Genomic DNA, 21,851 nt, shown 5'->3' with positions numbered 1-21,851 from the left:
CAGGTTTTACCCTTTGACGCCAGGGGACGCACATGGCGGCTTTTTGACTGTGACCTATGAATGTAACGCTGAAAGAATCGCTGGCCGCACGTGGTCTGGCGCTCAACCCATGGACCGGATTTTACTTTTTACAATCACTGCTGATTAATCTGGCGCTGGGATATCCTTTCAGCCTGCTGTATGCCATAGCCTTTACCTGTGTACTGCATGTGGTATGGCGTGCCGCGCCTCGCACGCAAAAAGTGCTGCTTGGGATTATTTCGCTTATTTCCGCTTTCTATTATCCATTTGGCCAGGCTTACGGCGCGCCGAACTTCAATACCCTGCTGGCGCTGCACTCCACCAACGCCGAGGAATCGGCGGAAATCCTGACCATCTTCCCGTGGTACAGCTACTTTATTTCGCTGTTTATTTTCGCGCTCGGGGTCATTGCTATTCGCCGTAAAAAGGAAGAAAAACGCGCCTGGGGCAAAATCGATATTCTGTGTCTGCTGTTTGCCGTCGGCATGATTTTCGTCCGCCCGGTTCAGGAGATTGCCTGGGATGGCGTGTTCCGCATCACTAAAGTGGGCTATCCCGTCGCGCGCTTTGTGCATGATGTGGTGATAAGCAACCAGCAGGTACTGGAAGAACAAGCGCGGCTGGCCGAATTCTCAAACCAAAAAGACACCTGGAATGTGGTGGCGGTCAAACCGAAATATCACACTTACGTGGTGGTGATTGGCGAGAGCGCACGCCGGGACGCGATGGGTGCCTTCGGCGGCCATTGGGATAACACCCCGTTTGAAAGCCAGGTCAATGGCTACCTGTTCACCAACTATGTCGCCGCCAGTGGCTCGACGCAAAAATCGCTCGGTCTGACGCTCAACCACGTGGTGGATGGCAAGCCGCAATATCAAAATAACTTTGTGACGCTGGCTAACCGCGCGGGCTTCCAGACCTGGTGGTTCTCTAATCAGGGGCAGATTGGCGAATACGATACGGCTATCGCCAGTATCGCCAAACGCGCTGACGAAGTGCATTTTCTGAAAAACGGTGATTTTGAAGCGGATAAAAATACCCACGATGAAGAGCTGCTAAAAATGACTGCGCAGGTGCTGGCGACCGAACGCACTCAGCCGCAGCTGATTGTGTTGCATCTGATGGGATCGCATCCGCAGGCCTGCGACAGGACTCAGGGGAAATACACGGATTTTGTGCAGTCGAAAGAGACATCCTGTTACCTCTATACCATGACGCAAACCGATCAGTTGTTGAGCAAGCTCTACGATCAGCTACGCAATGCCGGAGACAGCTTCTCGCTGGTTTATTTCTCCGACCATGGTCTGGCCTTCAAAGAACGGGGCAAAGCGGTACAGTATCTGGCGCACGACGATAAGTTCCAGCAGAACTTCCAGGTGCCGTTTATGGTGCTGTCGAGCGACGATAAAGCGCATCGCATTATTAAGGCGCGGCGCTCAGCCAACGATTTCCTGAGTTTCTTCTCACAGTGGACAGGGATCCAGGCGCAGGAAATTGCTACTCCGTACCGCTTTATTTCCAATCAGAAAGCGGGCCCGGTGTACGTCACTAACTTCCAGTTACAAAAAGTGGAATACGATCATCTCGGGACGGATGTGTTCTCAACAGGAACGCATTAATTCAAGAGATTTGCCGGGTGACGCTGCGCTTACCCGGCCTACAAAATCGTTGCCCACGCCAATTTACAGACAAAAAAAATCCGCCCAAGAGCGGATTTTTTATTATCACCGAAGTGATTAGAAACGGTAACCAACACCCGCGATCCAGGTGCCAACGTCAACGTTACGAATGCGAGACTGCTCGTAGGAGAAGTCCAGCGCTACGTTTTCGATTGGGTTGAACTGCATACCTGCACCGTAAGAGAAACCGTAGTCGCTCATGTCGGATTTGCTGGCTGGGAAATCGTTCGCCTGGAATTTACCGTAGCCAACACCGACGACACCGTAGATGCTTGCCCAGTCATTGATGCGGTAAGCCGGACCAGCAGTGATGCCGTAGTACTGACCTTTGTTATACACGCCATCTTCACTACGGTTTTTCTCAGTGTAAGTGAAGGAACCGATAACACCCAGTGGGCTGTTGTCTTGCTCGTAACGGTATTTCAGGTTGAAACCGCCCGCTTTGTTCGCTTCGCCCTGCATATCGCTCTGAGCGTAACCGCCAGTAACGGTAGAGGTTGCAGCGACTGCAGTACCTGCGGATGCGGCCAGAACCAGGGCCAGTGCTGAAAGACATGCAATTTTTTTCATAACCACCTCAAATGTGCTTCAAGTAAATCCGTAAGTTTTAAATATACCAAAAATTGTTAAGAAACTCTTTGCGATTCACGTTGTCTAAGGGGAACTTCATGTAACCAGATGTTTCCATCATTGACATTCCCTTTTGAAAATCAGCAGGTTCCTCGCAGATTTGGTCATTATTGCGCTCAATGGATGGCGCATTCATCCAGATTAATCTTAAATTGACAGTCTTTTTCGCCATCAACTGAACTTTATTGTACGGCCCTTTTTGTTGCTTTTTTTCAACAATACCTAAACCGCACAAGGGTAATTCATTTACACTGCCTGTTTTACTTCCTTTGACAAAAATTGACAGGAGAAAGGATGCCTGGGTCATCCCGTAAGATGCCGGTCTGGCTGCCGATCGTTGTAATCCTCATTGCCATGTGTTCGATACAGAGCGGCGCTGCGCTGGCGAAATCCCTTTTTCCTCTGGTCGGCGCTCCTGGTGTGACGGCCCTGCGTCTGGCGCTGGGCACGCTGATTTTGGTCTGCGTCTTTAAACCCTGGCGTTTACGGTTTACAGCAGAGCAGCGAGTCCCTCTGCTGCTATACGGCCTGTCGCTTGGCGCAATGAACTACCTCTTTTACCTCTCTATCCAGCGTATCCCGCTCGGTGTTGCTGTCGCCCTGGAGTTCACCGGGCCTTTGGCCGTCGCGCTGTTCGGTTCCCGCCGCCCTGTCGACTTTTTATGGGTGGCGCTGGCGGTGCTCGGCCTCTGGTTCCTGCTGCCGTTGGGGCAAAACATTGCCCACGTCGATTTAACGGGCGCGGCGCTGGCGTTGGGTGCTGGGGCTTGTTGGGCGGTTTATATCCTCACCGGGCAACGCGCAGGTGAAGAACATGGCCCGGCGACGGTGGCGATGGGCTCATTGATTGCGGCGGTGGTTTTCGTGCCGATTGGCGCTTTGCAAGCCGGTGACGTGCTGTGGCAATGGTCGATTTTGCCTCTGGGATTGGGGATTGCCATTCTCTCGACCGCGCTGCCTTATTCTCTGGAAATGATTGCCCTCACCCGCATGCCGTCCCGCACCTTCGGCACGTTAATGAGCCTCGAACCTGCGCTTGCCGCCGTCTCCGGGATGATCTTCCTTGGCGAGACGTTAACGGGCACCCAGACCCTGGCGCTGCTGGCGATCATCGCCGCTTCAATGGGCTCTACGCTGACCCTGCGTCGTGAAAGTAAAATTGAAGAAGTTGATATTAAAGAGTGATCTACTATCTCGGGATTGAGTCATCCCCAGAAACGAATGTATATAAAACAGCAGTGGAATCGTTCCGTTCACTATGAGTCCACTGCTACTCTGTTATCCCCGCTGCGGTGAACGTGCTAAGGGAATTCACCGCCATTCCCTTACATTATTCGGCCCATCCATGGGCCTCACCCCTTCGGGGCCAGCGCAAGCGCTGTTCAAATTTGTTCCCGACAAATTTGTCCCGGCTCCCGGCAAAAGAAAATCGCCGCTTCACGGAACCTCAACCTTCAGCAACTGGCTAATCGGGTCGGGCGAGATGCAACGTCCCTGTAAGTCACGCCCTCAGCCCGCATCCATGCGGGCTGCCCCGGCCAGTCGCTGAAGGTTGAGGCGATTTTCAGCCGGACTCAACATCAAGGTCAAAACCAGGGTCAAAACCTCTGTTCCATTAGCTGAGGTGGGCACTGGTGTTGGTCCCCGCTGAAACCGCCGAGCTGACGACCAGATGACAAGGTCAGGCCGCCATGGATGGCGGACTGAGGCGAAATGAGACAGGGACGTCGAGTCGAGCCGGCCGCAGGCAGCTGGTTGGCAGGGAGGTTTAGTGCAAAGCACCGGTTTCATTCGCGGGGTCGCAGGGATTGACAAGGGAGACGCGAGAGTCTCCCTTGTCCCGTTCACGTGCTGCGAAAGTTAAAGTGACTGCAAGTCATAAAGTGAACGGAACAGTGCTCTGAACAGCATTATATAAAAACCTACTGAGTTCCATCAGCCCCCATAGCGATAAAAGCCCCGCAACTGCCTGCCTATATTTCCCAGAATAATCATTTCCCACCGCAAATATCCCACTGATAAACAGACCTTTCCTGGATAATTACCTCACACACTGACGAAAATATCATAACCAACTGTTTTACATTGATTTGTATGATTTCAATTTAACCCACGCTATTAAACCAATAGGCAGTACCATTCCGGTAGCCTGAAAACCTGGTGCTATACTGAATCCCGGAAATTCATTGGACAGTCACATCAAGAGGATATGAGATTATGAGTACCGCTAAACTGGTCAAAACCAAAACATCTACTCTGCACTATACCCGTAACGATGTATCGGACAGCGAAAAGAAAGCGACCATCGAGTTGCTCAATCGTCAGGTTATCCAGTTCATTGATCTGTCGTTGATCACCAAGCAGGCCCACTGGAATATGCGCGGTGCCAACTTTATTGCCGTTCATGAAATGCTGGATGGCTTCCGCACCGCCCTGACCGATCATCTGGATACCATGGCAGAACGCGCCGTGCAGTTGGGCGGCGTGGCGCTGGGTACCACTCAGGTCATTAACAGCAAAACACCGCTGAAAAGCTACCCGCTCGACATTCATACCGTTCAGCAACACCTGAAAGAGCTGGCCGATCGTTATGCCATCGTGGCAAACGATGTGCGTAAGGCGATTGGCGAAGCCAAAGATGAAGACACCGCAGATATCTTTACTGCCGCCTCGCGCGACCTGGATAAGTTCCTGTGGTTCATCGAATCCAACATCGAATAAGCTTCGTGTTGTCTGATTTTTCAAACCCCTCCTGAGAGGGGTTTTGCACATCATTGGTGCAAGCCACCCCGCTTAACCCTCGTGAAAGTAAATCGGTTGTAACTATCACTTCACAAAACCGTTAACGAAAGATTGTTTTATCAGCATAATTTGCGCTTAATACCCGCTTCTCCTGCACACTGCAAAGCTCGCACTATTTTGGTGCCTCATTGTGGTGCAAAGACAGTGCTCTGCTACACTTTTTGTGCAACCAATGGCGGCCGCCTCGTTGCAAAACAATAAGTTGTAAAACTGGCACGATTCTTTCATAGGCGGATTGTTCACGCAGGGGATTACCCCGTGGTTATAAAAGGAAATGCTATGAAGTCTGTATTTAAAGTTTCACTGGCTGCACTGACCCTGGCTTTTGCGGTGTCTTCTCAGGCTGCGGAAAAACAACTGGTTGTGGCGACTGACACGGCGTTCGTTCCCTTCGAATTCAAACAGGGCGATAAATACGTTGGTTTCGACGTGGACCTGTGGGCCGCAATTGCGAAAGAACTGAAGCTCGATTACACCCTGAAGCCAATGGATTTCAGCGGCATCATCCCTGCTCTGCAAACCAAAAACATCGACCTGGCGCTGGCCGGTATCACCATCACTGACGAACGTAAAAAAGCCATCGACTTCTCTGACGGCTACTACAAAAGTGGTCTGCTGGTGATGGTGAAAGCCAACAACAACGACATCAAAAGCGTAAAAGATCTCGACGGCAAAGTGGTGGCAGTCAAAGGCGGCACCGGTTCTGTTGATTACGCGAAAGCCAACATCAAAACCAAAGATCTGCGTCAGTTCCCGAACATCGATAACGCCTATATGGAACTGGGCACCAACCGTGCTGACGCCGTGCTGCACGACACACCAAACATTCTGTACTTCATCAAAACTGCCGGTCACGGTCAGTTCAAGGCTGTAGGCGAGTCTCTGGAAGCGCAGCAGTACGGTATCGCGTTCCCGAAAGGCAGCGACGAGCTGCGTGAAAAAGTGAACGGCGCGCTGAAAAAACTGCACGAGAACGGCCAGTACAACGAAATTTACAAAAAATGGTTCGGTACTGAACCAAAATAATAACGTCTGATTGACGAGTCATGCCCGATTGCGCCTCGTGACCGGGCCTGTTTTTTTAGAGGGTGTCTTTCACCCGAGTATTAACACGGTAACAGGATATCATCATGCAGTTTGACTGGAGCGCCATCTGGCCTGCCATTCCCATCTTGCTTGAAGGCGCCAAAATGACCCTGTGGATTTCGGTCCTCGGGTTAGTCGGCGGGTTAATTATCGGCTTAGTGGCCGGTTTTGCCCGCACCTATGGCGGCTGGATTGCCAATCACGTCGCCCTTGTGTTCATCGAAGTTATCCGCGGTACGCCTATCGTGGTGCAGGTGATGTTTATCTACTTCGCCCTGCCGATGGCCTTTACCGATCTGCGTATCGATCCGTTCTCCGCCGCGGTGGTCACCATCATGATCAACTCCGGCGCCTACATTGCGGAAATCACCCGTGGTGCGGTGCTGTCGATTCACAAAGGGTTCGGCGAAGCAGGGCTGGCACTCGGGCTTTCCCGTCGGGAAACCATTCGCCACGTGATCCTGCCGCTGGCGTTGCGTCGCATGCTGCCACCGCTGGGTAACCAGTGGATCATCAGCATCAAGGACACTTCGCTGTTTATCGTTATCGGCGTGGCCGAACTGACACGTCAGGGCCAGGAAATCATCGCCGGCAACTTCCGCGCGCTGGAAATCTGGAGCGCCGTGGCCGTGATTTACCTCATCATCACTCTGGTTCTGAGCTTTGTTCTGCGCCGTCTTGAAAGAAGGATGAAAATCCTGTGATTGAATTTAAAAATGTTTCCAAGCACTTTGGTCACACCCAGGTGCTGCACAATATCGATTTGAGCGTTGCTAAAGGTGAAGTGGTGGTCATTATCGGGCCGTCCGGCTCCGGTAAATCGACCCTGCTGCGCTGCATCAACAAGCTGGAAGAGGTAACCAGCGGCGAGCTGATTGTTGATGGCCTGAAGGTGAACGACCCGAAAGTGGACGAGCGCCTGATTCGTCAGGAAGCGGGCATGGTGTTCCAGCAGTTTTATCTGTTCCCACACCTGACGGCGCTGGAAAACGTGATGTTTGGCCCGCAGCGTGTACGCGGTGCGTCCAAAGCTGAAGCGGAAAAGCTGGCGAAAGATTTGCTGGCGAAAGTGGGCCTCGCTGAGCGTGGACATCACTATCCGTCTGAACTGTCCGGCGGCCAGCAGCAGCGTGTGGCGATTGCCCGCGCGCTGGCGGTAAAACCGAAAATGATGCTGTTTGATGAGCCAACCTCTGCGCTTGACCCAGAACTTCGCCATGAAGTGCTGAAAGTCATGCAGGATCTGGCTGAAGAAGGCATGACCATGGTCATCGTGACCCACGAAATCGGCTTTGCCGAAAAAGTGGCTTCCCGCCTGATCTTCATCGACAAAGGCCGCATTGCCGAAGACGGCAACCCGCAGCAACTTATCGACAATCCGCCAAGCCAGCGCCTGCAGGAATTCCTCCAGCACGTGTCTTGATCTCTCATCCTCTCCTTCACCGGAGAGGGTTTTCTTCAGATAATCCCGCAAAAAATAACCGCGCGTGTCCACCCGCTATACTTAGCATTTTGCTAATGATTTGAAAGGGAGAAGCCTGTGCCGCGTTTTTTGCTGCTGATTGCTGTGCTGTTTTGCGCGCCCTTACAGGCGGTGACAATTCCCGGTGTCACGACATCCGCAACCGCCAACCAGAGCCCCCCCGCCGAACCCGATGCTGCACAAAAGAAAGCCGCTTACGCAGCGCTTGCCGATGTGCTGGAAAACGAGGCTGCGCGCAAAGAATTAATCACCCAGCTCAGAACCGCCGCAGCGACACCGCCACAAGATCCGACGCCAAAACTGAACCCACCGCCGGTTGCTGATGAGAAAACCGTGCTGGAGAGCGTCACCGATGTCAGCCGTCACTATGGCACGGCGCTGTCGGAACGTTTCGCTCAGCTTTGGCGCAACATCTCCACCGCACCGCATAAATCGTTTAACTCGCAAACGTTCAGTAACGCCGCAACGCATTTCCTGCTGCTGGCTGTGTTGGTGTTCGCGTTCTACTCGCTGCTTCGCCTTTGCGCCCTGCCGCTGTACCGTAAAATGGGCAAATGGGGACGCAAAAAGAACCGCGACCGCAGCAACTGGGTACACCTTCCGGCGATGATAACCCTGGCGATTGTGATTGATTTGCTGCTGCTCGGGCTGACGCTGTTCGTCGGGCAAGTGCTGAGCGATAACCTCAACGCAGGCAATCCGACCATCGCCTTCCAGCAAAGCCTGTTCCTCAACGCCTTCGCCCTGATTGAGTTTTTCAAAGCTATCCTGCGCCTGATCTTTTGCCCACGCGTACCCGAACTTCGCCCATTCAACGTACAAGACGACACGGCTCGCTACTGGAGCCTGCGGCTGAGCTTACTGAGCGGATTGATTGGTTACGGGCTGATTGTGGCGGTGCCGATTATTTCTAATCAGGTCAACGTGCAGACCGGCGCGCTCGCCAACATCATCATCATGCTGTGTATCACCGCCTGGGCGCTGTACCTGATTTATCGCAACAAGCAGGCCATTACCGAGAGCCTGATCCAACTGGCAGACCGTTCGCTGGCGTTCTTCAGTTTGTTTATCCGCGCCTTTGCGCTTGTGTGGCATTGGCTCGCCAGCGCCTATTTTATCGTGCTGTTTTTCTTCTCGTTGTTTGACCCAGGCAACAGCCTGAAATTTATGATGGGTGCATCGGTGAGAAGCCTGGCGATTATCGGCATTGCAGCGTTTGTGTCGGGCATCTTGTCGCGCTGGATTGCCAAAACCATCACCCTGTCGCCCGAAACACAGCGCAACTATCCGGAGCTGCAAAAGCGCCTCAATGGCTGGGTGTCAGCCTCGTTAAAAGCGGCCCGCATTTTGACCGTGTGCGTCGCGGTGATGCTGCTCCTAAGCGCCTGGGGACTGTTTGATTTCCGGGACTGGCTGCACAACGACACAGGGCAGAAGACCGTCGACGTGTTGATTCGCATAGCCCTGATCCTCTTCTTCTCCGCCATTGGCTGGACAGTTCTGGCGAGTTTAATCGAAAACCGTCTGGCCTCGGATATTCACGGTCGCCCACTGCCAAGCGCACGCGCCCGGACGCTGCTGACGCTGTTTCGCAACGCATTGGCGGTGGTGATCAGCACCATCACGGTGATGATTTTACTTTCTGAAATTGGCGTGAATATCGCCCCACTGCTGGCCGGTGCGGGTGCGTTAGGGCTGGCGATTTCCTTCGGTGCGCAAACGCTGGTGAAAGACATCATCACCGGGATCTTCATCCAGTTTGAGAATGGCATGAACACCGGTGACCTGGTGACCATCGGGCCGCTGACCGGCACCGTCGAGCGCATGTCGATTCGCTCGGTTGGCGTGCGTCAGGATACCGGGGCCTACCACATCATTCCGTGGTCTTCGATAACAACCTTTGCCAACTTCGTGCGCGGTATTGGTTCCGTGGTGGCGAATTACGACGTGGATCGGGGGGAAGAGTTAGACAAAGCCAACGATGCGCTGAAAGCCGCCGTGGCAGAGCTGATGGAGCAGGAAGAGATTCGTGGGCTGGTGATTGGCGAGCCGTCATTTGCCGGGCTGGTCGGGCTGACCAATACCGCCTTTACCTTACGCGTGTCCTTCACCACCCTGCCGCTGAAGCAGTGGACGGTGCGTTTTGCGCTGGATACGCAGGTGAAAAAACATTTCGATGCGGCGGGCGTTCGCGCGCCGGTGCAGACTTATCAGATGCTGCCAGCGCCCGTTGCGGCACAGCCAGTTTTGCCACCTGCACCGAGTGAACCCACGCTGTAACGGAATTGCCGGGCGGCACTGCGTTTGCCCGGCCTACGGTTTTGCACGCCAGATTTGCATGCCAGATTTGTAGGCCGGGTAAGCGTTAGCGCCACCCGGCAATCCGAAGCACCACCCGGCAATCCGTTAGCGCCATCCGGCAGATCGGTATTTATCGTGCGCGAGCAGCAAAACGACGACGCTTATCGTCATCCAGGAAAGTCCAGGCAATGAAGCGGCTTTGCTTCTGCCCTTGCGCCATCTCTTTTTTCACCACTTTCACCGCGCCCGCTTCGGTCAGAGCCGGATAGAGGAATGGCAGGTTGTCGCCACGCGAAACCAGCGAGGTAAACCACATCACCTGACGCCCATACTGGCGGCTTTCCTCAATCATCTTACGGATAAATGCCACCTCGCCGCCTTCGCACCACAGCTCCTGCTGCTGGCCGCCGAAGTTCAGGGCTTCGTCTTTCCCTTGGCCTAAATTACGACGTTTACGCTCGCTGCCTTCACGCGCGCTGGCGGCGGAATCATGGAACGGCGGGTTACACACCATCGCGTCGAAGACTTCATTTTTATGGATCATGCCGGTCAGAATGGCCTGCGCATCTTTCTGGCGACGCAAACGAATTTGGCGGCTCATCCCAGGATTGGCATCGATAATCGCCTGTGCGCTGGCAAGGGCTTCGGCATTCACTTCAGTACCGGTAAAGCGCCAGCCGTATTCGTGGCTGCCGATCAGCGGGTAAATCAGATTTGCGCCCGTGCCGATATCCAGTACGCTGGCATTCGTTGGCACACTCCCGGTCGCTTCAGCCAGCAAATCAGCTAAATGATGCAAATAGTCGGCACGACCCGGCACTGGCGGGCACAGGAAGCCTTCCGGAATATCCCACGCTTTAACCTGATAAAAATGGGCCAGCAGCGCCTTATTGAGGGTTTTTACCGCATCCGGATCGGCAAAATTAATGCTCTGCTCACCCGCAGGCGTCGTGACGATAAACGCCGACAGCGCAGGCGTTTCCTTGCACAGTGTGGGTAAATCGTAGCGATCGTGGTGGCGGTTACGCGGGTGCAATCCCGGCTTTTGGGCTTTCATGGCTTCCTCCTGTGGACGGCTGCGTAAGATACCCGTTGACGCGGGTGGCGTAAATAAGTGAGTCTGGATAATCCGTTAACTTCCCTGGTGCGCTATGTATTTTTATCAACCGTCGAACGGACATGGACTGCCTCACGACCCGCTCAATGCCATTGTTGGCCCACGCCCGATTGGCTGGATTTCCTCACAAGATGCTGAGGGCCGCCGCAACCTTGCGCCGTACAGCTTCTTTAACTGCTTTAACTATCGCCCACCGATCATCGGTTTTTCCAGCAACGGCTGGAAAGACAGCGTGCGCAACGTTATTGAGACCAAAGAATTCGTGTGGAATCTCACCACCGTTGATCTGGCAAAAGCCATGAATGAAACCTCAGCCAGCTTGCCGCACGGTGAAGACGAATTCACTCGCGCCGGGCTGACACCCGCAGAAAGCCGGATCATTCGTGCGCCGCGAGTCGCAGAAAGCCCGGTCAACTTCGAGTGCCGACTTTCACAATGCATCCAGTTGACGGGCGCAGACGGCACCGCCGTAGACACCTGGCTGGTATTGGGCGAAGTGGTGGCCGTGCATATCGATGAATCCCTGCTGGAAAACGGCATTTATCAGACGGCAAAAGCTCGGCCTGTGCTGCGAGCAGGCGGACCGACCGCGTATTACAGCATTGATGAAAGCCAGCGTTTCGACCTGATACGCCCGGATGCCCGATAATTCCTCAGTTTATCAGCCACTTGTATGTGGCTGATTTGTCAGCTTATTGTCAAGTAATGTCGTTCAAAAAATGAGCAGATGATCCTCAATTTTTTGCGGCATGTCACACTTCGCCAGCACCTACACTTTACCTATCCCCCGTGGTAACAGAGAGGCTGTGCACATGAAGAGAATGATGATTCTGATCGCTGCTGGTGCGTTGTCGATGCTCTCGTTTTCGGCGACCGCCGATACTCAACAACTGAAGCAAGGTGATACCGGACAATTGCGTCCGGCAGGTACGGTTTCCGTTTCAGGTGCCGATGATTTCCAGGATTTGCAAAGTAAGCTTGCCGAAAAAGCTCAGCAAGAAGGCGCCAAAGGGTTTGTGGTCAATTCCGCCAGCGGTGACAACAAAATGTTCGGCACCGCCACCATCTACAAATAATCTGTCTAAGTTTTTCACCCCAAAATGCGCCTCTTTTCACGGGCGCATTTCTTTTTACTGCTGTTAACCTGCCCTGACAAAACCCTGGAATAAACACTTTAAAAACTGACAATACTCAGTGTATAGTTTCAGCCAATCCTGATTTCAGCAGCTTTATTGACAAAACTACAGCTAAAAACACAGCGTAAGCGGTTGTCTTTACACGCACAGTTTTTGGCGAAAGAAGTCGCAAAATGTGCCCTAAAAATTTCTCTCCGGCCGTTTCTCGTCAGAACGGAAAATAATTTATTAATAATCAGTAAATTATTCATCGTTCAATTTTTTCGATTGAGTCTGTCAAGGTTGTTCGATTTTATCTTTCGCCAAAAAGCGTGATACTCATCACATCGACGGAACAACGTCACTTTTAAAGAATAACCTGCGAGAGATTAACCATGAAAACCATCAAAACTGCTGCTATTGCTATCGCTCTTTCTGCTCTTTCTTTTGGCGCTTTCGCGGCCCAGCCGGTTTCCCCGTCTGAAGCGCAGAGCCTGAACAAAATCGGTACCGTGTCCGTAGACGGTGCAAGCACCCTGGACGGTCTGGAAGCCAAACTGGCTGAGAAGGCTGCGGCAGCAGGTGCTACCGGTTACAGCATTACTTCTGCTAACACCAACAACAAAATTAGCGGTACCGCTGTTATCTACAAATAACAGCCTGAATTGAATTACCCCTCATTGACTATTGCCGCAGTACCTGTTTAACCCTTATTTTGCCCGTCCTGCCACTGGACGGGCTTTTTTTTGCTTTATTGCCCGGCGGCGCTGCGCTTGCCAGGCCTACAAATTCGACCCGCCGATCACCAGCAGGCATTCACCCGTTTCATTCCTTCTTCAAGGTTGGGCACTTCTCCGGTTGCCAGCAGGCAGGCGGCTATCTGAATTTTCAGCACTTCAGGCACCGGCTCCACACCCGCCACACAACGCTCAAGCCATCTCGCCGTCACTTCCGGATCTTTTGATTCTGGCAACTGCACTTCACGCAGGGCATCTTCACGTTCCACCACGACACGCGTTCCGGTGCGGTCGATCAGGCTGATTTGCGGACAGCGTTGCGGATTGGCATAGACTTCGCCTTCGGTACCGTGCATTAACAAAGCACGGCCGCCGATATCAGCAAAAAACTTGCCCACGCGCGGCACATATTCCGGGTGAGAAACACTGGATAAGCGCAGCGCTGCCTCTTCGGCAAATGGCGTAGCCAGTTTAGCCAGCGTGTGCGCACTGTTACGCACCCCCATCCGCCAGCGCATCCCAAGCTGATTTTCCAGCGGCGGGCAAAATGCACCGATCGGCATATACACCGGCTGATGGCTGTCGAGTTTGGCCTGCGCCTGGCCGGCGTGTAGCGTCGGCTCAATGCCCAGTAGGGTGAAAATCGTTTCGGTCAAGATACGAGTTGGATCGTGGCTAACGCCGTGCACCAGCACCGGAAAACCCAATTTGTGCAGCAGCATCGCCAACAGCGGCGTCAGGTTGGCCTGCTTACGCGCACCGTTGTAGCTGGGGATCACTATCGGCATCGGCTTGCCGACGGGCGGTGTCAGCGTAATCGTGTGGTGTTGCATCGCCTGATAGAAGCCGAGCATCTCCGCTTCGCCCTCTCCTTTAATACGCAGGGCAATCAGAATACCGCCCAGCTCCAGTTCCGGCACTTCGCCTTTCAGCATCTGAGCATAAAGGCCGCGCGCCGTCTCGGTGTCCAGGTCGCGGGCATGATTTTTACCGCGCCCCACTTCTTTAATAATTTTACGATAATCCACGGTGTCACTCCTTGTAGCATGATGTTAACAATATAGCCCTGATGACCTCCCCGCTGATAGTTTTTTATGTCCGCCACCTGTCAATACAACGCGCTGTTTTTCAACAGCAAAATATTATTCAAGTTTTATCTGAGATATTTATCAGTCCGGTATAAGCATCGCTAGCCCGCATTTTTTGATTAAATAATCCACAGTGAGTTGTTGAGTGATGGATTCACTATAAACAGGACATCCTCTTTCGGAAGGAGATATTTACAGGTCATATTATGAAAAAGATTGCATTAGGTTTACTGATCGCCTCAGCGATCGGCTGTTCGGCTTCCGCTTTCGCGGAAACCAATGGCGAAGGTCAAATTAACTTCACGGGCGAAATTATTGATTCGGCCTGTCAGGTGGTGAATGGGTTAAGCAATCCATTAAATGTCGCGTTAGGGAAAGTCTCCAAAACGATGTTTAAGGGGACGGGCTCGACCACCACCTTAACGCTGTTTAATATTCAGCTTACAGATTGTCCAGATACCGTCACAACGGCTGCGATTAATTTCGGTGGAATTCCGGATGCGGACAATAACACGACCCTGGCATTAACGCCTGGATCGGGCGCTGCAACAGGCGTGGCGATTCAGTTGGTTGACGCCTCCGAGCAGCCTATCGATTTATACTCGCCTTCTCAGCCGTATGCTTTGACGTCTGGCAGTACGATGAACAATCTGCAATTTGGTGCCCGCTATATCCAGACCAAAGCCTCGGTAACGGCAGGTCCGGCTAATTCCGCGTCCACCTTTACGGTTATTTATAACTGATCCCCCACCAGGAGGCACTCTTTTTCGCAAGAAGAACTCTGTCTCCTTCTTTATTGAGAAACATTCATGCGTTACAGTTATTTATTAAGCAGCCTGTTATTAGTCGCAGCCACCACCCATGCTGGCGTGATTATTAATGGCACCCGAATGGTCTATCAGGGAAACAAACAGGAGTCATCCATTGGGGTGTCCAATCCGGATAATATTAATTATCTGGTGCAATCCTGGGTTGATGCAGGCACAGGGAAAAAGGCCAGTGTTCCTTTTCTTATTACGCCACCGCTGTTCAGACTGGATGCGAAAGAAGATAACGTGTTACGCGTGGTACGGACTGGCGGGACATTGCCAGAAGACAGAGAATCCCTTTATTGGCTTAATATAAAAGCAATCCCTTCATCGCACCACAGCGATGATACGAATACTCTACAAATCGCTATTAATACGCGTATTAAATTGCTGTACCGCCCAGAGAGTGTAAAAGGCAAGCCTGAAGACGTCGCTGAAAAACTTCAATGGCATCGCGAAGGGAATGATCTGGTGGTCAATAACCCGACACCTTTTTATATGAACTTCCAGGCCGTGACCCTGAACGGGCATAAAGTGACCAGCGCCACCTGGGCTGTGCCTGATACCGAGACACACTTTGCGCTCCCGGCAAATACCAGCGGCACCAGCGTTTCCTGGTCCGTGATCACCGATTACGGCAGCATCAGTAAAACCTGGTCTGCGACCTTACATTAAGACCTGGTTGCCTACTCTCCCATGTATACTCATCAAAAGTCTCTGGTTCGCCAATGCCTTGCTCTGCTGGTCATCGTTTGTGGCCTGGCAGGGGCATTTTTTGCGCCGCAAACCTGGGCCGACGATTATTTTAACCCGGCACTGCTGGACATTGATAATCCAGCGCAGGGGAAAACCGATCTTGAGTTATATGAAAATGGCCCTGGACAAGCACCGGGGAAATATCCGGTGGCTATCTTTATCAATAATAATAAAGTCGATAGCCACGACGTCGTTTTCACGCTTCAGGAAGATGCACAAGGCACTCGTTCACTGCAGCCTTGTTTCAGCGTCAGCGAGTTAGCGAAGCTAGGCATAAAAACAGAAAACTATCCCAACCTCTCCGCTGGTGGAAAATGCGCCGACTTAAGCGCCATTCCTTCAGCTTCAGCCAGCTTTCATGTCAGAAACCAGCAACTGCTGTTGAGTATTCCCCAGGTCGCGTTGGGCCAGGTTCCACGCGGCTATATCGACCCCAAAGAATACGATGAAGGGATAACCGCCGGTCTGCTGAATTACAGTGCCAACGTCAGCCAGAGCTTTGCACGTCAGAAAGGCGAAGAAGACAGCAGCAGCCAGTACATCAACCTGCGCCCTGGTTTTAACATCGGTGCCTGGCGTGTACGTAACTATTCGACCTGGAACCGCAACACAACGGGCCAAACCGAAAACAGCGAATTCACGTCCGTGTATACCTATGCCCAGCGCGACATTATCGCGCTGAAAAGTGACCTTACCTTAGGGCAAAGCACAACGCCTGCGGATGTTTTTGACAGCGTTCCCTACACCGGCGCGCAGCTTAATTCTGACAGCGACATGCTGCCAGAGAGCGAGCGCGGTTATGCCCCCGTGGTGCGCGGCACCGCACACAGTAATGCGTTGGTGATGGTTCGCCAGAACGGGTACATCATCTATCAAAACACCGTCGCGCCAGGGGCATTTGAGATTAACGATCTTTACCCTACCGGCAGCAGCGGTGATCTCCAGGTGACCATCAAAGAAACGGACGGCAGCGAAAGCCACTTTGTAGTGCCCTATGCTTCTGTGCCCGTTTTGCAACGAGAAAAACACCTGAAATATAGCGTGACCGCTGGCCAGTATCGCTCTTACGACAACAGCGTGGAAAAAACACCTTTCGCCCAGGCCAGCGCCATTTATGGTTTGCCGTATGGCGTGACTGCTTATGGCGGTGTTCAGGGCAGCAGTCGCTATCAGTCTCTGGCGATTGGGGTAGGTAAAAACTTCGGTGATTTAGGGGCTTTTTCTATCGACGTAACCCACGCCAAAGCGCTGCTGAAAAATAGCGAAGCCAGCCGTGGTCGCTCCTGGCGCGTTCGTTACAGCAAAGATGTCGCCACCACCGGCACCAACTTTTCACTGGCGGGTTACCGCTACAACAGCCAGGGCTTCTACACCCTTCAGGACACCATGGAGTCCTGGACTGATTCCAGCGACTGGTCAGCCCCACAACAAAAACAGGCACGCGCGGAAGCCACCGTCGATCAGACCCTTCCCGAAGGCTGGGGCTCAGTCACCCTGAGCATGGTGAAAGAAACCTACTGGGACAACAGTCAGGACATGACCTCGCTCAGCGTTAACTACAACAACAGCTGGCACGACGTCAGTTACACCCTGAGCTACAGCCGAAACAAAAATACCTACAGCACTGACGATAACGACAGAGACGTCAGCAATGACAACCAGTTCAGCCTGAGCGTGTCCGTGCCGCTCGACCACTGGATGCATAACACCTGGGCGACCATGAACATGAATAACAGCAAAGACGGGAGCACCTACAACCTGGGGCTCAACGGCACGGCGCTGGACAATGACAACCTGAGCTGGAACGTGCAGCAGGGTGTCGGCAGTGCCAACTCAGCCAACTCTACCAGCCTGAATGCGGACTACAAAGGGACTTACGGCGAAGTCACAGGCAACGCCAGCCAGGACAAATATCAGCGTACCGTGAGTGCCGGTATTCAGGGTGGCATCGTGGCTCATGCCGACGGTATCACGCTGGGTCAGCCACTGGGAGAAACCATTGCGCTTATCAAAGCACCCGGCACGCACGGCACGTTTGTCGCTAACCAGACTGGCGTCGAAACGGACTATCGCGGTTATACCGTGGTGCCTTTTGTCACCGCCTATCGCCACAACCTGCTCACGCTGGACACTGAAACGCTGCCGGATGACGCCGATGTCACCCACGCCGCACTGACGGTCACGCCAACACGTGGCGCAGTGGTGCGAGCCTCGTTCACTACTCGCGTGGGGAACAGAGTCTTAATGACGCTGGGTCATAACGGTAAACCGTTGCCATTTGGCGCAACGGTCACCACCGAAGATAAAAGCAATGAATTTATTGTCGGCAATGACGGCCAGGTTTATCTCACCGGCCTTGCCCAACACGGAAAACTGTTCGTTTCCTGGGGGAATGACGCCAGTGAGCGCTGCATCGTCGACTATGCCCTGAAGGATAAAAAAGACCAAGCCAACATTATTCACGCTGCCGGGCAGTGTCACTGATTCACGAGGGAAACCCTAAGATGTCGATAGCAAAACAGTCCTTTTTACTTTTGATTCTCGCGGCAGCGGCATTTTTTATGCCGCACGCGAAAGCCAGCTGCACCTCGCCGAATATTCCAAAAGAGTTCACGCTCGCCTCGATTTCGGTCTCCACCACGCTGGCTGTGGGCTCCACCATTCCGGGAACGGAACAGAGCGTGCATGTCGCAGGTAACTGCACCAGTTCCGCTGAAGCGGGCTTACCGATTATTGCCTGTTACTTCGGGTCAGGCACTGAGGTGCCGGGAATGAGCGGCGTCTATTCTTCCGGGCTGCAAGGGATTGGCATCGCGTTGATAAACGACAGAGGGCAGCGGATCACAGGCGCCAGCGGCGTTTATTGCAACTCCTCCTCAACGCCACTGGGTTATATCGCGTCCGACGGAAGCCTTTCCTTCGATTTTAACGTGACGCTCGAACTGGTGAAAATCAGTGACACAGTGACACCCGGAACGTTGGTAGGGAGCCAGACGGTCTTTGGGGTCGGCGTTTATCAACATGATGCGATCGGTAACCCGAATCACCTCTCTTATGCAGGGAATGTCACGGTCAAAGAGGTGACCTGTAACGTCTCGCCGAAATCGCTTACCGTCATGTTGGGCAACCTGCCGATCAGCGCTTTTACCGGACAAGGCACTGTGGTCGCCCAGACAAACTTTACTATCACGGTGAGCTGCAACAACACGGTGCAACCGCAGATGATGATAACCAGCGCGAATGGCTACGAGCAAAACTATGCGGACGTCATTAAATTAACGCCGGAAGACGGCGTCGCCACCGGCGTGGGCGTCAAAATAAACTCCAATGGCCAGCCACCGAATTTTGGCTCCTATACCGACACGCCGACACCGGCCTACGCGAACGTTCCGCTGTCGATTCCATTTATTCTCGCCTATGAGCAAATAAGTTCGCAGGTGACACCGGGCACAGCCAATTCCGTGGCCACGATTACGTTGGGGTATAAATGAAAAAGTTACTCACTGTGCTGCTACTCGGACTGGCCTGCCAGGCGCTGGCAGACGAAATCCCGATTCATATTCACGGAAATATTGTGGCTAATACCTGCCAGGTCGACAGTGCCAGTCAAAATCTGACGGTCAACCTGGGTCAGGCCGTTGCAAAGGATTTCAAACAGGTGGGTGATGACGGGGAATGGAAAAACTTTGATTTAACGCTCTCAAAATGCCCGACAAGCATCGTGCTCGCCACCGCCACCTTTCACGGACAGGCAGACAGTGTTCACCCGACAAAATTTGCCAACACCGGTAGCGCGAAAGGTCTGGCGCTGGAGCTGTCCGATCCTCAGGATCAGATTTTGATCGCACCGGATGCCAGCTTTAGCGTGCTGGTTAACCAAAGTAATCACACCGCCGATTTTCCGCTTGCCGCACGCTATTACACCACTTCAACGCCCGTCAGCGCCGGGACGTTCAGCAGCGTGGTGCAGGTGACCTTTATTTACCAGTAGGACCGCGCCTCTTAGCACGGATGCTTTTTTTCGGCCCGGCAGCCACTTTTGCCGGGCTTTTTTTGACTTCCGGCACTTCGGGGCGCTCAATCGGGAACACAGGCAAGGCGTTGAGCAAACGCGGGCCATAATTTTTGGTCAGCAGGCGCTTGTCATAAATCACTATCTCGCCCCAGCAGCCGTGGCTACGAATCAGTCGCCCCACCTGCTGAATCAGATTGAACGACGCCGCTGGCAGGCTTTGCACCTCAAACGGGTAACGATTGAGGCTTTTCAGCCATTCGCCTTCGGTGATCACCACCGGGCTGTCGATTGGCGGGAAAGCAATTTTGTGGATGTGCACCTGACTGAGCAATTCGCCTTTCAGGTCGAGGCCTTCCGCGAAGGATTGCAACCCAACCAGCACGCTTCGCTCACCGCCTTCAACCCGTTTGCGGTGCAGTTCCACTAACCGATAACGTGGCTGATCACCTTGCACCAGCAGGAGTAAGCGCAAATCCGGCACGCACTCTAAGAAGCGCTGCATGGCACGTCCGCTGGCGAACAGCACCAGCATGCCGAGATGCTTTTTACTTTCCACCTGTTCACGGAAGAAGGCGGCCATCTCCGCGATGTGCTGCTCTTCGTGTTCCATCAACGGTTCAAAGTGCATCTGTGGAATGATGATTTTGCCCTGTTCGACGTGGTTAAACGGTGAGTCCAGCGCCACGAAGCGATCTCCGGCTTTCTCCTTCAGGCCGCTCATTTCCTGCAAACGAGAAAAACTGTTCAGCGAACGCAGCGTCGCGGACGTCACCACAATGTGAGGCACGCTGCGCCACAGCAGTTTTTCCAGCTGATCGCTGACGCGAATGCCCACGCAGTGGAACCAGACGTGCGGCTGCCCGTCTCGCGTGTCCCGCGTGGCCCACTTGCTGACGGGCGCGCCTGAAGCCTGGGCGAGTGATGCCAAACGCCAGAGTTTGCTCTGCGACTCAAACATCCCGAGTGCGCGGTTCATCTGTAGCAACACGCGGTGCAAACGCACGATATCGTGAGAACCGGTGCGTTCACTTAAATCGTTGAGGAACAATTCCGCCAGACCGCGCAGCATTTCAGTCAGTTTCGCCAGCCGCTGACAATGGGCCATCACCTCTTCCGGTAGCTCGCCCATGGCAAAACGGTGTTCCGCTTCCGGCCCGGCAGGCATGTACAAATTCAGGATATTGTTGAGCGAAACGATGTGTTCCTGGAGTTCGTCACAGTGCTCTTTCAGGCGCTCTGGTATCGCCAACGGTGGCGTGGTTTTCGGGCGGAATTGCTCCATGCAGGTCGCCACCAGGTTACTGAACAAATCGAGCTGCAACCGGAACCACGGCGCGGTAATTTCCGCGCTCATCTCCAGCGCATCGCGGGCAACATCCGGCAGATGGTGGCCCTCATCGAGCACCAACAGCAGGTTTTTCGGCTCCGGCAATACCGCTTCACTTTCCATCGCCGCCATCACCAGCGCATGGTTAGCGACCACCACTTCTGCTTCCTGAATTTCGCGACGAGCCACAAAGAAAGGACACTCGCGATAGTAGAAACAGTTACGGTTCAGGCAACTGGCTTTGTCCGTGCTTAAACGGCTCCACAGCGCATCGTCAATGGCCTGATCGGTGTGATCGCGCAGGCCATCCCATTTATAGCTGTCGAGATCGGCTTTCAGCTTTGCGCAGCGTTTTTGTTCTTCTTTGCTATTGGGCGTGAGGTCATCATCCAGAAACGCCAGCAAATCCTGCTGTGTCGGCTCAGAGCTAGAAAGCCCGGCGAGATTACGCGGGCAGACATAACGCCCACGACCAAAGGCCGCGGTAAAACGCAGATCGGGAATGATTTTTTTCAGTAGCGGCAGGTCTTTGCTGTAGATCTGATCCTGAAGGGCCACGTTGGCGGTACTGATGACCAACGTTTTTTCTTCTTCACGAGCAATGGCGATACCGGGAATCAGGTAAGACAGCGTTTTACCGACGCCAGTTGGCGCTTCGATAGCCAGATGCCTGCCCTCTTCACCGGTGAGCGTTTTCGCCACATCAGCAATCATTTGCCGTTGCGGTGCCCGGGGAATGAAATCGGGGATCTGTTCCTGAAGCGCCTTATACCAGGACGCGATTTGCGCCTTCAGCGCGGCGGTAAGTGCCATTGAAGAAGTCCGAATACTGTATAAACAGCCACTATTCTGACACTTTCCGGCGGTGGGGGCAAAACATTCACG

At 53.3% G+C, this 21,851-nt stretch carries 20 protein-coding genes; 15 read left to right on the top strand and 5 right to left on the bottom strand.

The features are described from left to right. The first annotated feature begins 56 nt into the window (after positions 1–56). On the top strand, positions 57–1,640 hold the full coding sequence (locus ACLW56_RS09025) for a phosphoethanolamine transferase (RefSeq protein ID WP_330983445.1): 1,584 nt from the start codon (positions 57–59) through the stop codon (positions 1,638–1,640). Between the two features lie 117 nt (positions 1,641–1,757). On the opposite strand, the gene ompX is transcribed toward ACLW56_RS09025, so the two are convergent. Together ompX and ACLW56_RS09015 are read right to left on the bottom strand one after the other, a co-directional pair. Further along, positions 1,758–2,270, bottom strand: a complete 513-nt coding sequence (ompX, locus tag ACLW56_RS09020) for an outer membrane protein OmpX (RefSeq protein ID WP_330983444.1) — start codon at positions 2,268–2,270, stop codon at positions 1,758–1,760. 37 nt (positions 2,271–2,307) lie between these two features. Then, positions 2,308–2,637: a hypothetical protein gene (locus tag ACLW56_RS09015; protein WP_330983443.1), complete on the bottom strand. Its 330-nt coding sequence runs from the start codon at positions 2,635–2,637 to the stop codon at positions 2,308–2,310. Between ACLW56_RS09015 and rhtA the strand changes: the two genes are divergently transcribed. The 6 genes from rhtA (at position 2,625) to ybiO (ending at position 9,981) form a co-directional block, all read left to right on the top strand. After that, a complete protein-coding gene (gene rhtA, locus ACLW56_RS09010; RefSeq protein WP_330983441.1) occupies positions 2,625–3,515 on the top strand; it encodes a threonine/homoserine exporter RhtA in 891 nt (296 codons plus the stop codon). The two genes, ACLW56_RS09015 and rhtA, sit on opposite strands and share 13 nt — an antisense overlap. A 1,032-nt stretch (positions 3,516–4,547) precedes the next feature. Then, positions 4,548–5,051, top strand: coding sequence for a DNA starvation/stationary phase protection protein Dps (gene dps, locus ACLW56_RS09005; protein ID WP_330983440.1), 504 nt, complete (start codon positions 4,548–4,550; stop codon positions 5,049–5,051). Between the two features lie 360 nt (positions 5,052–5,411). Continuing rightward, a complete protein-coding gene (gene glnH, locus ACLW56_RS09000) occupies positions 5,412–6,158 on the top strand; it encodes a glutamine ABC transporter substrate-binding protein GlnH (protein ID WP_330983439.1) in 747 nt (248 codons plus the stop codon). A 104-nt stretch (positions 6,159–6,262) separates the two neighbouring features. Continuing rightward, complete coding sequence (gene glnP / locus ACLW56_RS08995) at positions 6,263–6,922, top strand: glutamine ABC transporter permease GlnP (protein ID WP_330983438.1); 660 nt, start codon at positions 6,263–6,265, stop codon at positions 6,920–6,922. Next, a complete protein-coding gene (gene glnQ / locus ACLW56_RS08990) occupies positions 6,919–7,641 on the top strand; it encodes a glutamine ABC transporter ATP-binding protein GlnQ (RefSeq protein WP_330983437.1) in 723 nt (240 codons plus the stop codon). Before glnP ends, glnQ begins: the two co-directional genes overlap by 4 nt. Before the next feature lie 117 nt (positions 7,642–7,758). Then, positions 7,759–9,981, top strand: a complete 2,223-nt coding sequence (gene ybiO, locus ACLW56_RS08985) for a mechanosensitive channel protein (protein ID WP_330983436.1) — start codon at positions 7,759–7,761, stop codon at positions 9,979–9,981. A gap of 151 nt (positions 9,982–10,132) precedes the next feature. On the opposite strand, the gene rlmF is transcribed toward ybiO, so the two are convergent. Further along, positions 10,133–11,059 carry a 23S rRNA (adenine(1618)-N(6))-methyltransferase RlmF gene (gene rlmF, locus ACLW56_RS08980; RefSeq protein ID WP_330983435.1) on the bottom strand — a complete coding sequence of 309 codons (927 nt, stop codon included), beginning with the start codon at positions 11,057–11,059 and terminating at the stop codon, positions 10,133–10,135. Positions 11,060–11,153: 94 nt separating this feature from the next. Between rlmF and ACLW56_RS08975 the strand changes: the two genes are divergently transcribed. The 3 genes from ACLW56_RS08975 to ybiJ all read left to right on the top strand — a co-directional run bounded on the left by ACLW56_RS08975 (position 11,154) and on the right by ybiJ (position 12,890). Beyond that, entirely contained in the window at positions 11,154–11,768 is a 615-nt protein-coding gene (locus tag ACLW56_RS08975; protein WP_330983434.1) for a flavin reductase family protein, read from the top strand. 163 nt (positions 11,769–11,931) lie between these two features. Next, positions 11,932–12,195 carry a multiple stress resistance protein BhsA gene (gene bhsA, locus ACLW56_RS08970; RefSeq protein WP_330983433.1) on the top strand — a complete coding sequence of 88 codons (264 nt, stop codon included), beginning with the start codon at positions 11,932–11,934 and terminating at the stop codon, positions 12,193–12,195. Positions 12,196–12,629: 434 nt separating this feature from the next. After that, complete coding sequence (gene ybiJ, locus ACLW56_RS08965; RefSeq protein WP_330983432.1) at positions 12,630–12,890, top strand: DUF1471 family protein YbiJ; 261 nt, start codon at positions 12,630–12,632, stop codon at positions 12,888–12,890. 146 nt (positions 12,891–13,036) lie between these two features. Here the strand turns inward: ybiJ and ybiB are convergent, their stop codons facing one another. Beyond that, positions 13,037–13,999 carry a DNA-binding protein YbiB gene (gene ybiB, locus ACLW56_RS08960; RefSeq protein ID WP_330983431.1) on the bottom strand — a complete coding sequence of 321 codons (963 nt, stop codon included), beginning with the start codon at positions 13,997–13,999 and terminating at the stop codon, positions 13,037–13,039. 266 nt (positions 14,000–14,265) lie between these two features. Between ybiB and ACLW56_RS08955 the strand changes: the two genes are divergently transcribed. From ACLW56_RS08955 to ACLW56_RS08935, 5 genes are all read left to right on the top strand, one after another. Continuing rightward, positions 14,266–14,802, top strand: coding sequence for a fimbrial protein (locus ACLW56_RS08955; protein ID WP_330983430.1), 537 nt, complete (start codon positions 14,266–14,268; stop codon positions 14,800–14,802). Positions 14,803–14,868: 66 nt separating this feature from the next. Then, positions 14,869–15,543, top strand: a complete 675-nt coding sequence (locus ACLW56_RS08950) for a molecular chaperone (protein ID WP_330983429.1) — start codon at positions 14,869–14,871, stop codon at positions 15,541–15,543. Between the two features lie 21 nt (positions 15,544–15,564). Next, complete coding sequence (locus ACLW56_RS08945; RefSeq protein WP_330983428.1) at positions 15,565–18,108, top strand: fimbria/pilus outer membrane usher protein; 2,544 nt, start codon at positions 15,565–15,567, stop codon at positions 18,106–18,108. Positions 18,109–18,128: 20 nt separating this feature from the next. Further along, positions 18,129–19,115: a fimbrial protein gene (locus tag ACLW56_RS08940; protein ID WP_330983427.1), complete on the top strand. Its 987-nt coding sequence runs from the start codon at positions 18,129–18,131 to the stop codon at positions 19,113–19,115. Then, complete coding sequence (locus tag ACLW56_RS08935) at positions 19,112–19,615, top strand: fimbrial protein (RefSeq protein ID WP_330983426.1); 504 nt, start codon at positions 19,112–19,114, stop codon at positions 19,613–19,615. The genes ACLW56_RS08940 and ACLW56_RS08935 overlap by 4 nt, the downstream gene beginning before the upstream one ends. Here ACLW56_RS08935 and dinG read toward each other — a convergent pair. Further along, positions 19,602–21,779: an ATP-dependent DNA helicase DinG gene (dinG, locus tag ACLW56_RS08930; protein WP_330983425.1), complete on the bottom strand. Its 2,178-nt coding sequence runs from the start codon at positions 21,777–21,779 to the stop codon at positions 19,602–19,604. The genes ACLW56_RS08935 and dinG overlap by 14 nt on opposite strands. Positions 21,780–21,851: the final 72 nt, after the last annotated feature.

This window comes from Pantoea sp. sgz302252, assembly GCF_047713085.1.
Classification (GTDB): Bacteria; Pseudomonadota; Gammaproteobacteria; order Enterobacterales; family Enterobacteriaceae; genus Scandinavium.
This window is presented reverse-complemented; position numbering and strand designations above follow the sequence as displayed.

Excerpts from the sequence above, each read along its gene's own strand:
- ACLW56_RS09025 (WP_330983445.1), top strand. The coding sequence starts at position 57 with ATGAATGTAACGCTGAAAGAATCGCTGGCCGCACGTGGTCTGGCGCTC.
- ompX (WP_330983444.1), bottom strand. The coding sequence starts at position 2,270 with ATGAAAAAAATTGCATGTCTTTCAGCACTGGCCCTGGTTCTGGCCGCA.
- rhtA (WP_330983441.1), top strand. The coding sequence starts at position 2,625 with ATGCCTGGGTCATCCCGTAAGATGCCGGTCTGGCTGCCGATCGTTGTA.
- ACLW56_RS09015 (WP_330983443.1), bottom strand. The coding sequence starts at position 2,637 with ATGACCCAGGCATCCTTTCTCCTGTCAATTTTTGTCAAAGGAAGTAAA.
- dps (WP_330983440.1), top strand. The coding sequence starts at position 4,548 with ATGAGTACCGCTAAACTGGTCAAAACCAAAACATCTACTCTGCACTAT.
- glnH (WP_330983439.1), top strand. The coding sequence starts at position 5,412 with ATGAAGTCTGTATTTAAAGTTTCACTGGCTGCACTGACCCTGGCTTTT.
- glnP (WP_330983438.1), top strand. The coding sequence starts at position 6,263 with ATGCAGTTTGACTGGAGCGCCATCTGGCCTGCCATTCCCATCTTGCTT.
- rlmF (WP_330983435.1), bottom strand. The coding sequence starts at position 11,059 with ATGAAAGCCCAAAAGCCGGGATTGCACCCGCGTAACCGCCACCACGAT.
- ACLW56_RS08975 (WP_330983434.1), top strand. The coding sequence starts at position 11,154 with ATGTATTTTTATCAACCGTCGAACGGACATGGACTGCCTCACGACCCG.
- bhsA (WP_330983433.1), top strand. The coding sequence starts at position 11,932 with ATGAAGAGAATGATGATTCTGATCGCTGCTGGTGCGTTGTCGATGCTC.
- ybiJ (WP_330983432.1), top strand. The coding sequence starts at position 12,630 with ATGAAAACCATCAAAACTGCTGCTATTGCTATCGCTCTTTCTGCTCTT.
- ACLW56_RS08955 (WP_330983430.1), top strand. The coding sequence starts at position 14,266 with ATGAAAAAGATTGCATTAGGTTTACTGATCGCCTCAGCGATCGGCTGT.
- ACLW56_RS08950 (WP_330983429.1), top strand. The coding sequence starts at position 14,869 with ATGCGTTACAGTTATTTATTAAGCAGCCTGTTATTAGTCGCAGCCACC.
- ACLW56_RS08945 (WP_330983428.1), top strand. The coding sequence starts at position 15,565 with ATGTATACTCATCAAAAGTCTCTGGTTCGCCAATGCCTTGCTCTGCTG.
- ACLW56_RS08940 (WP_330983427.1), top strand. The coding sequence starts at position 18,129 with ATGTCGATAGCAAAACAGTCCTTTTTACTTTTGATTCTCGCGGCAGCG.
- ACLW56_RS08935 (WP_330983426.1), top strand. The coding sequence starts at position 19,112 with ATGAAAAAGTTACTCACTGTGCTGCTACTCGGACTGGCCTGCCAGGCG.
- dinG (WP_330983425.1), bottom strand. The coding sequence starts at position 21,779 with ATGGCACTTACCGCCGCGCTGAAGGCGCAAATCGCGTCCTGGTATAAG.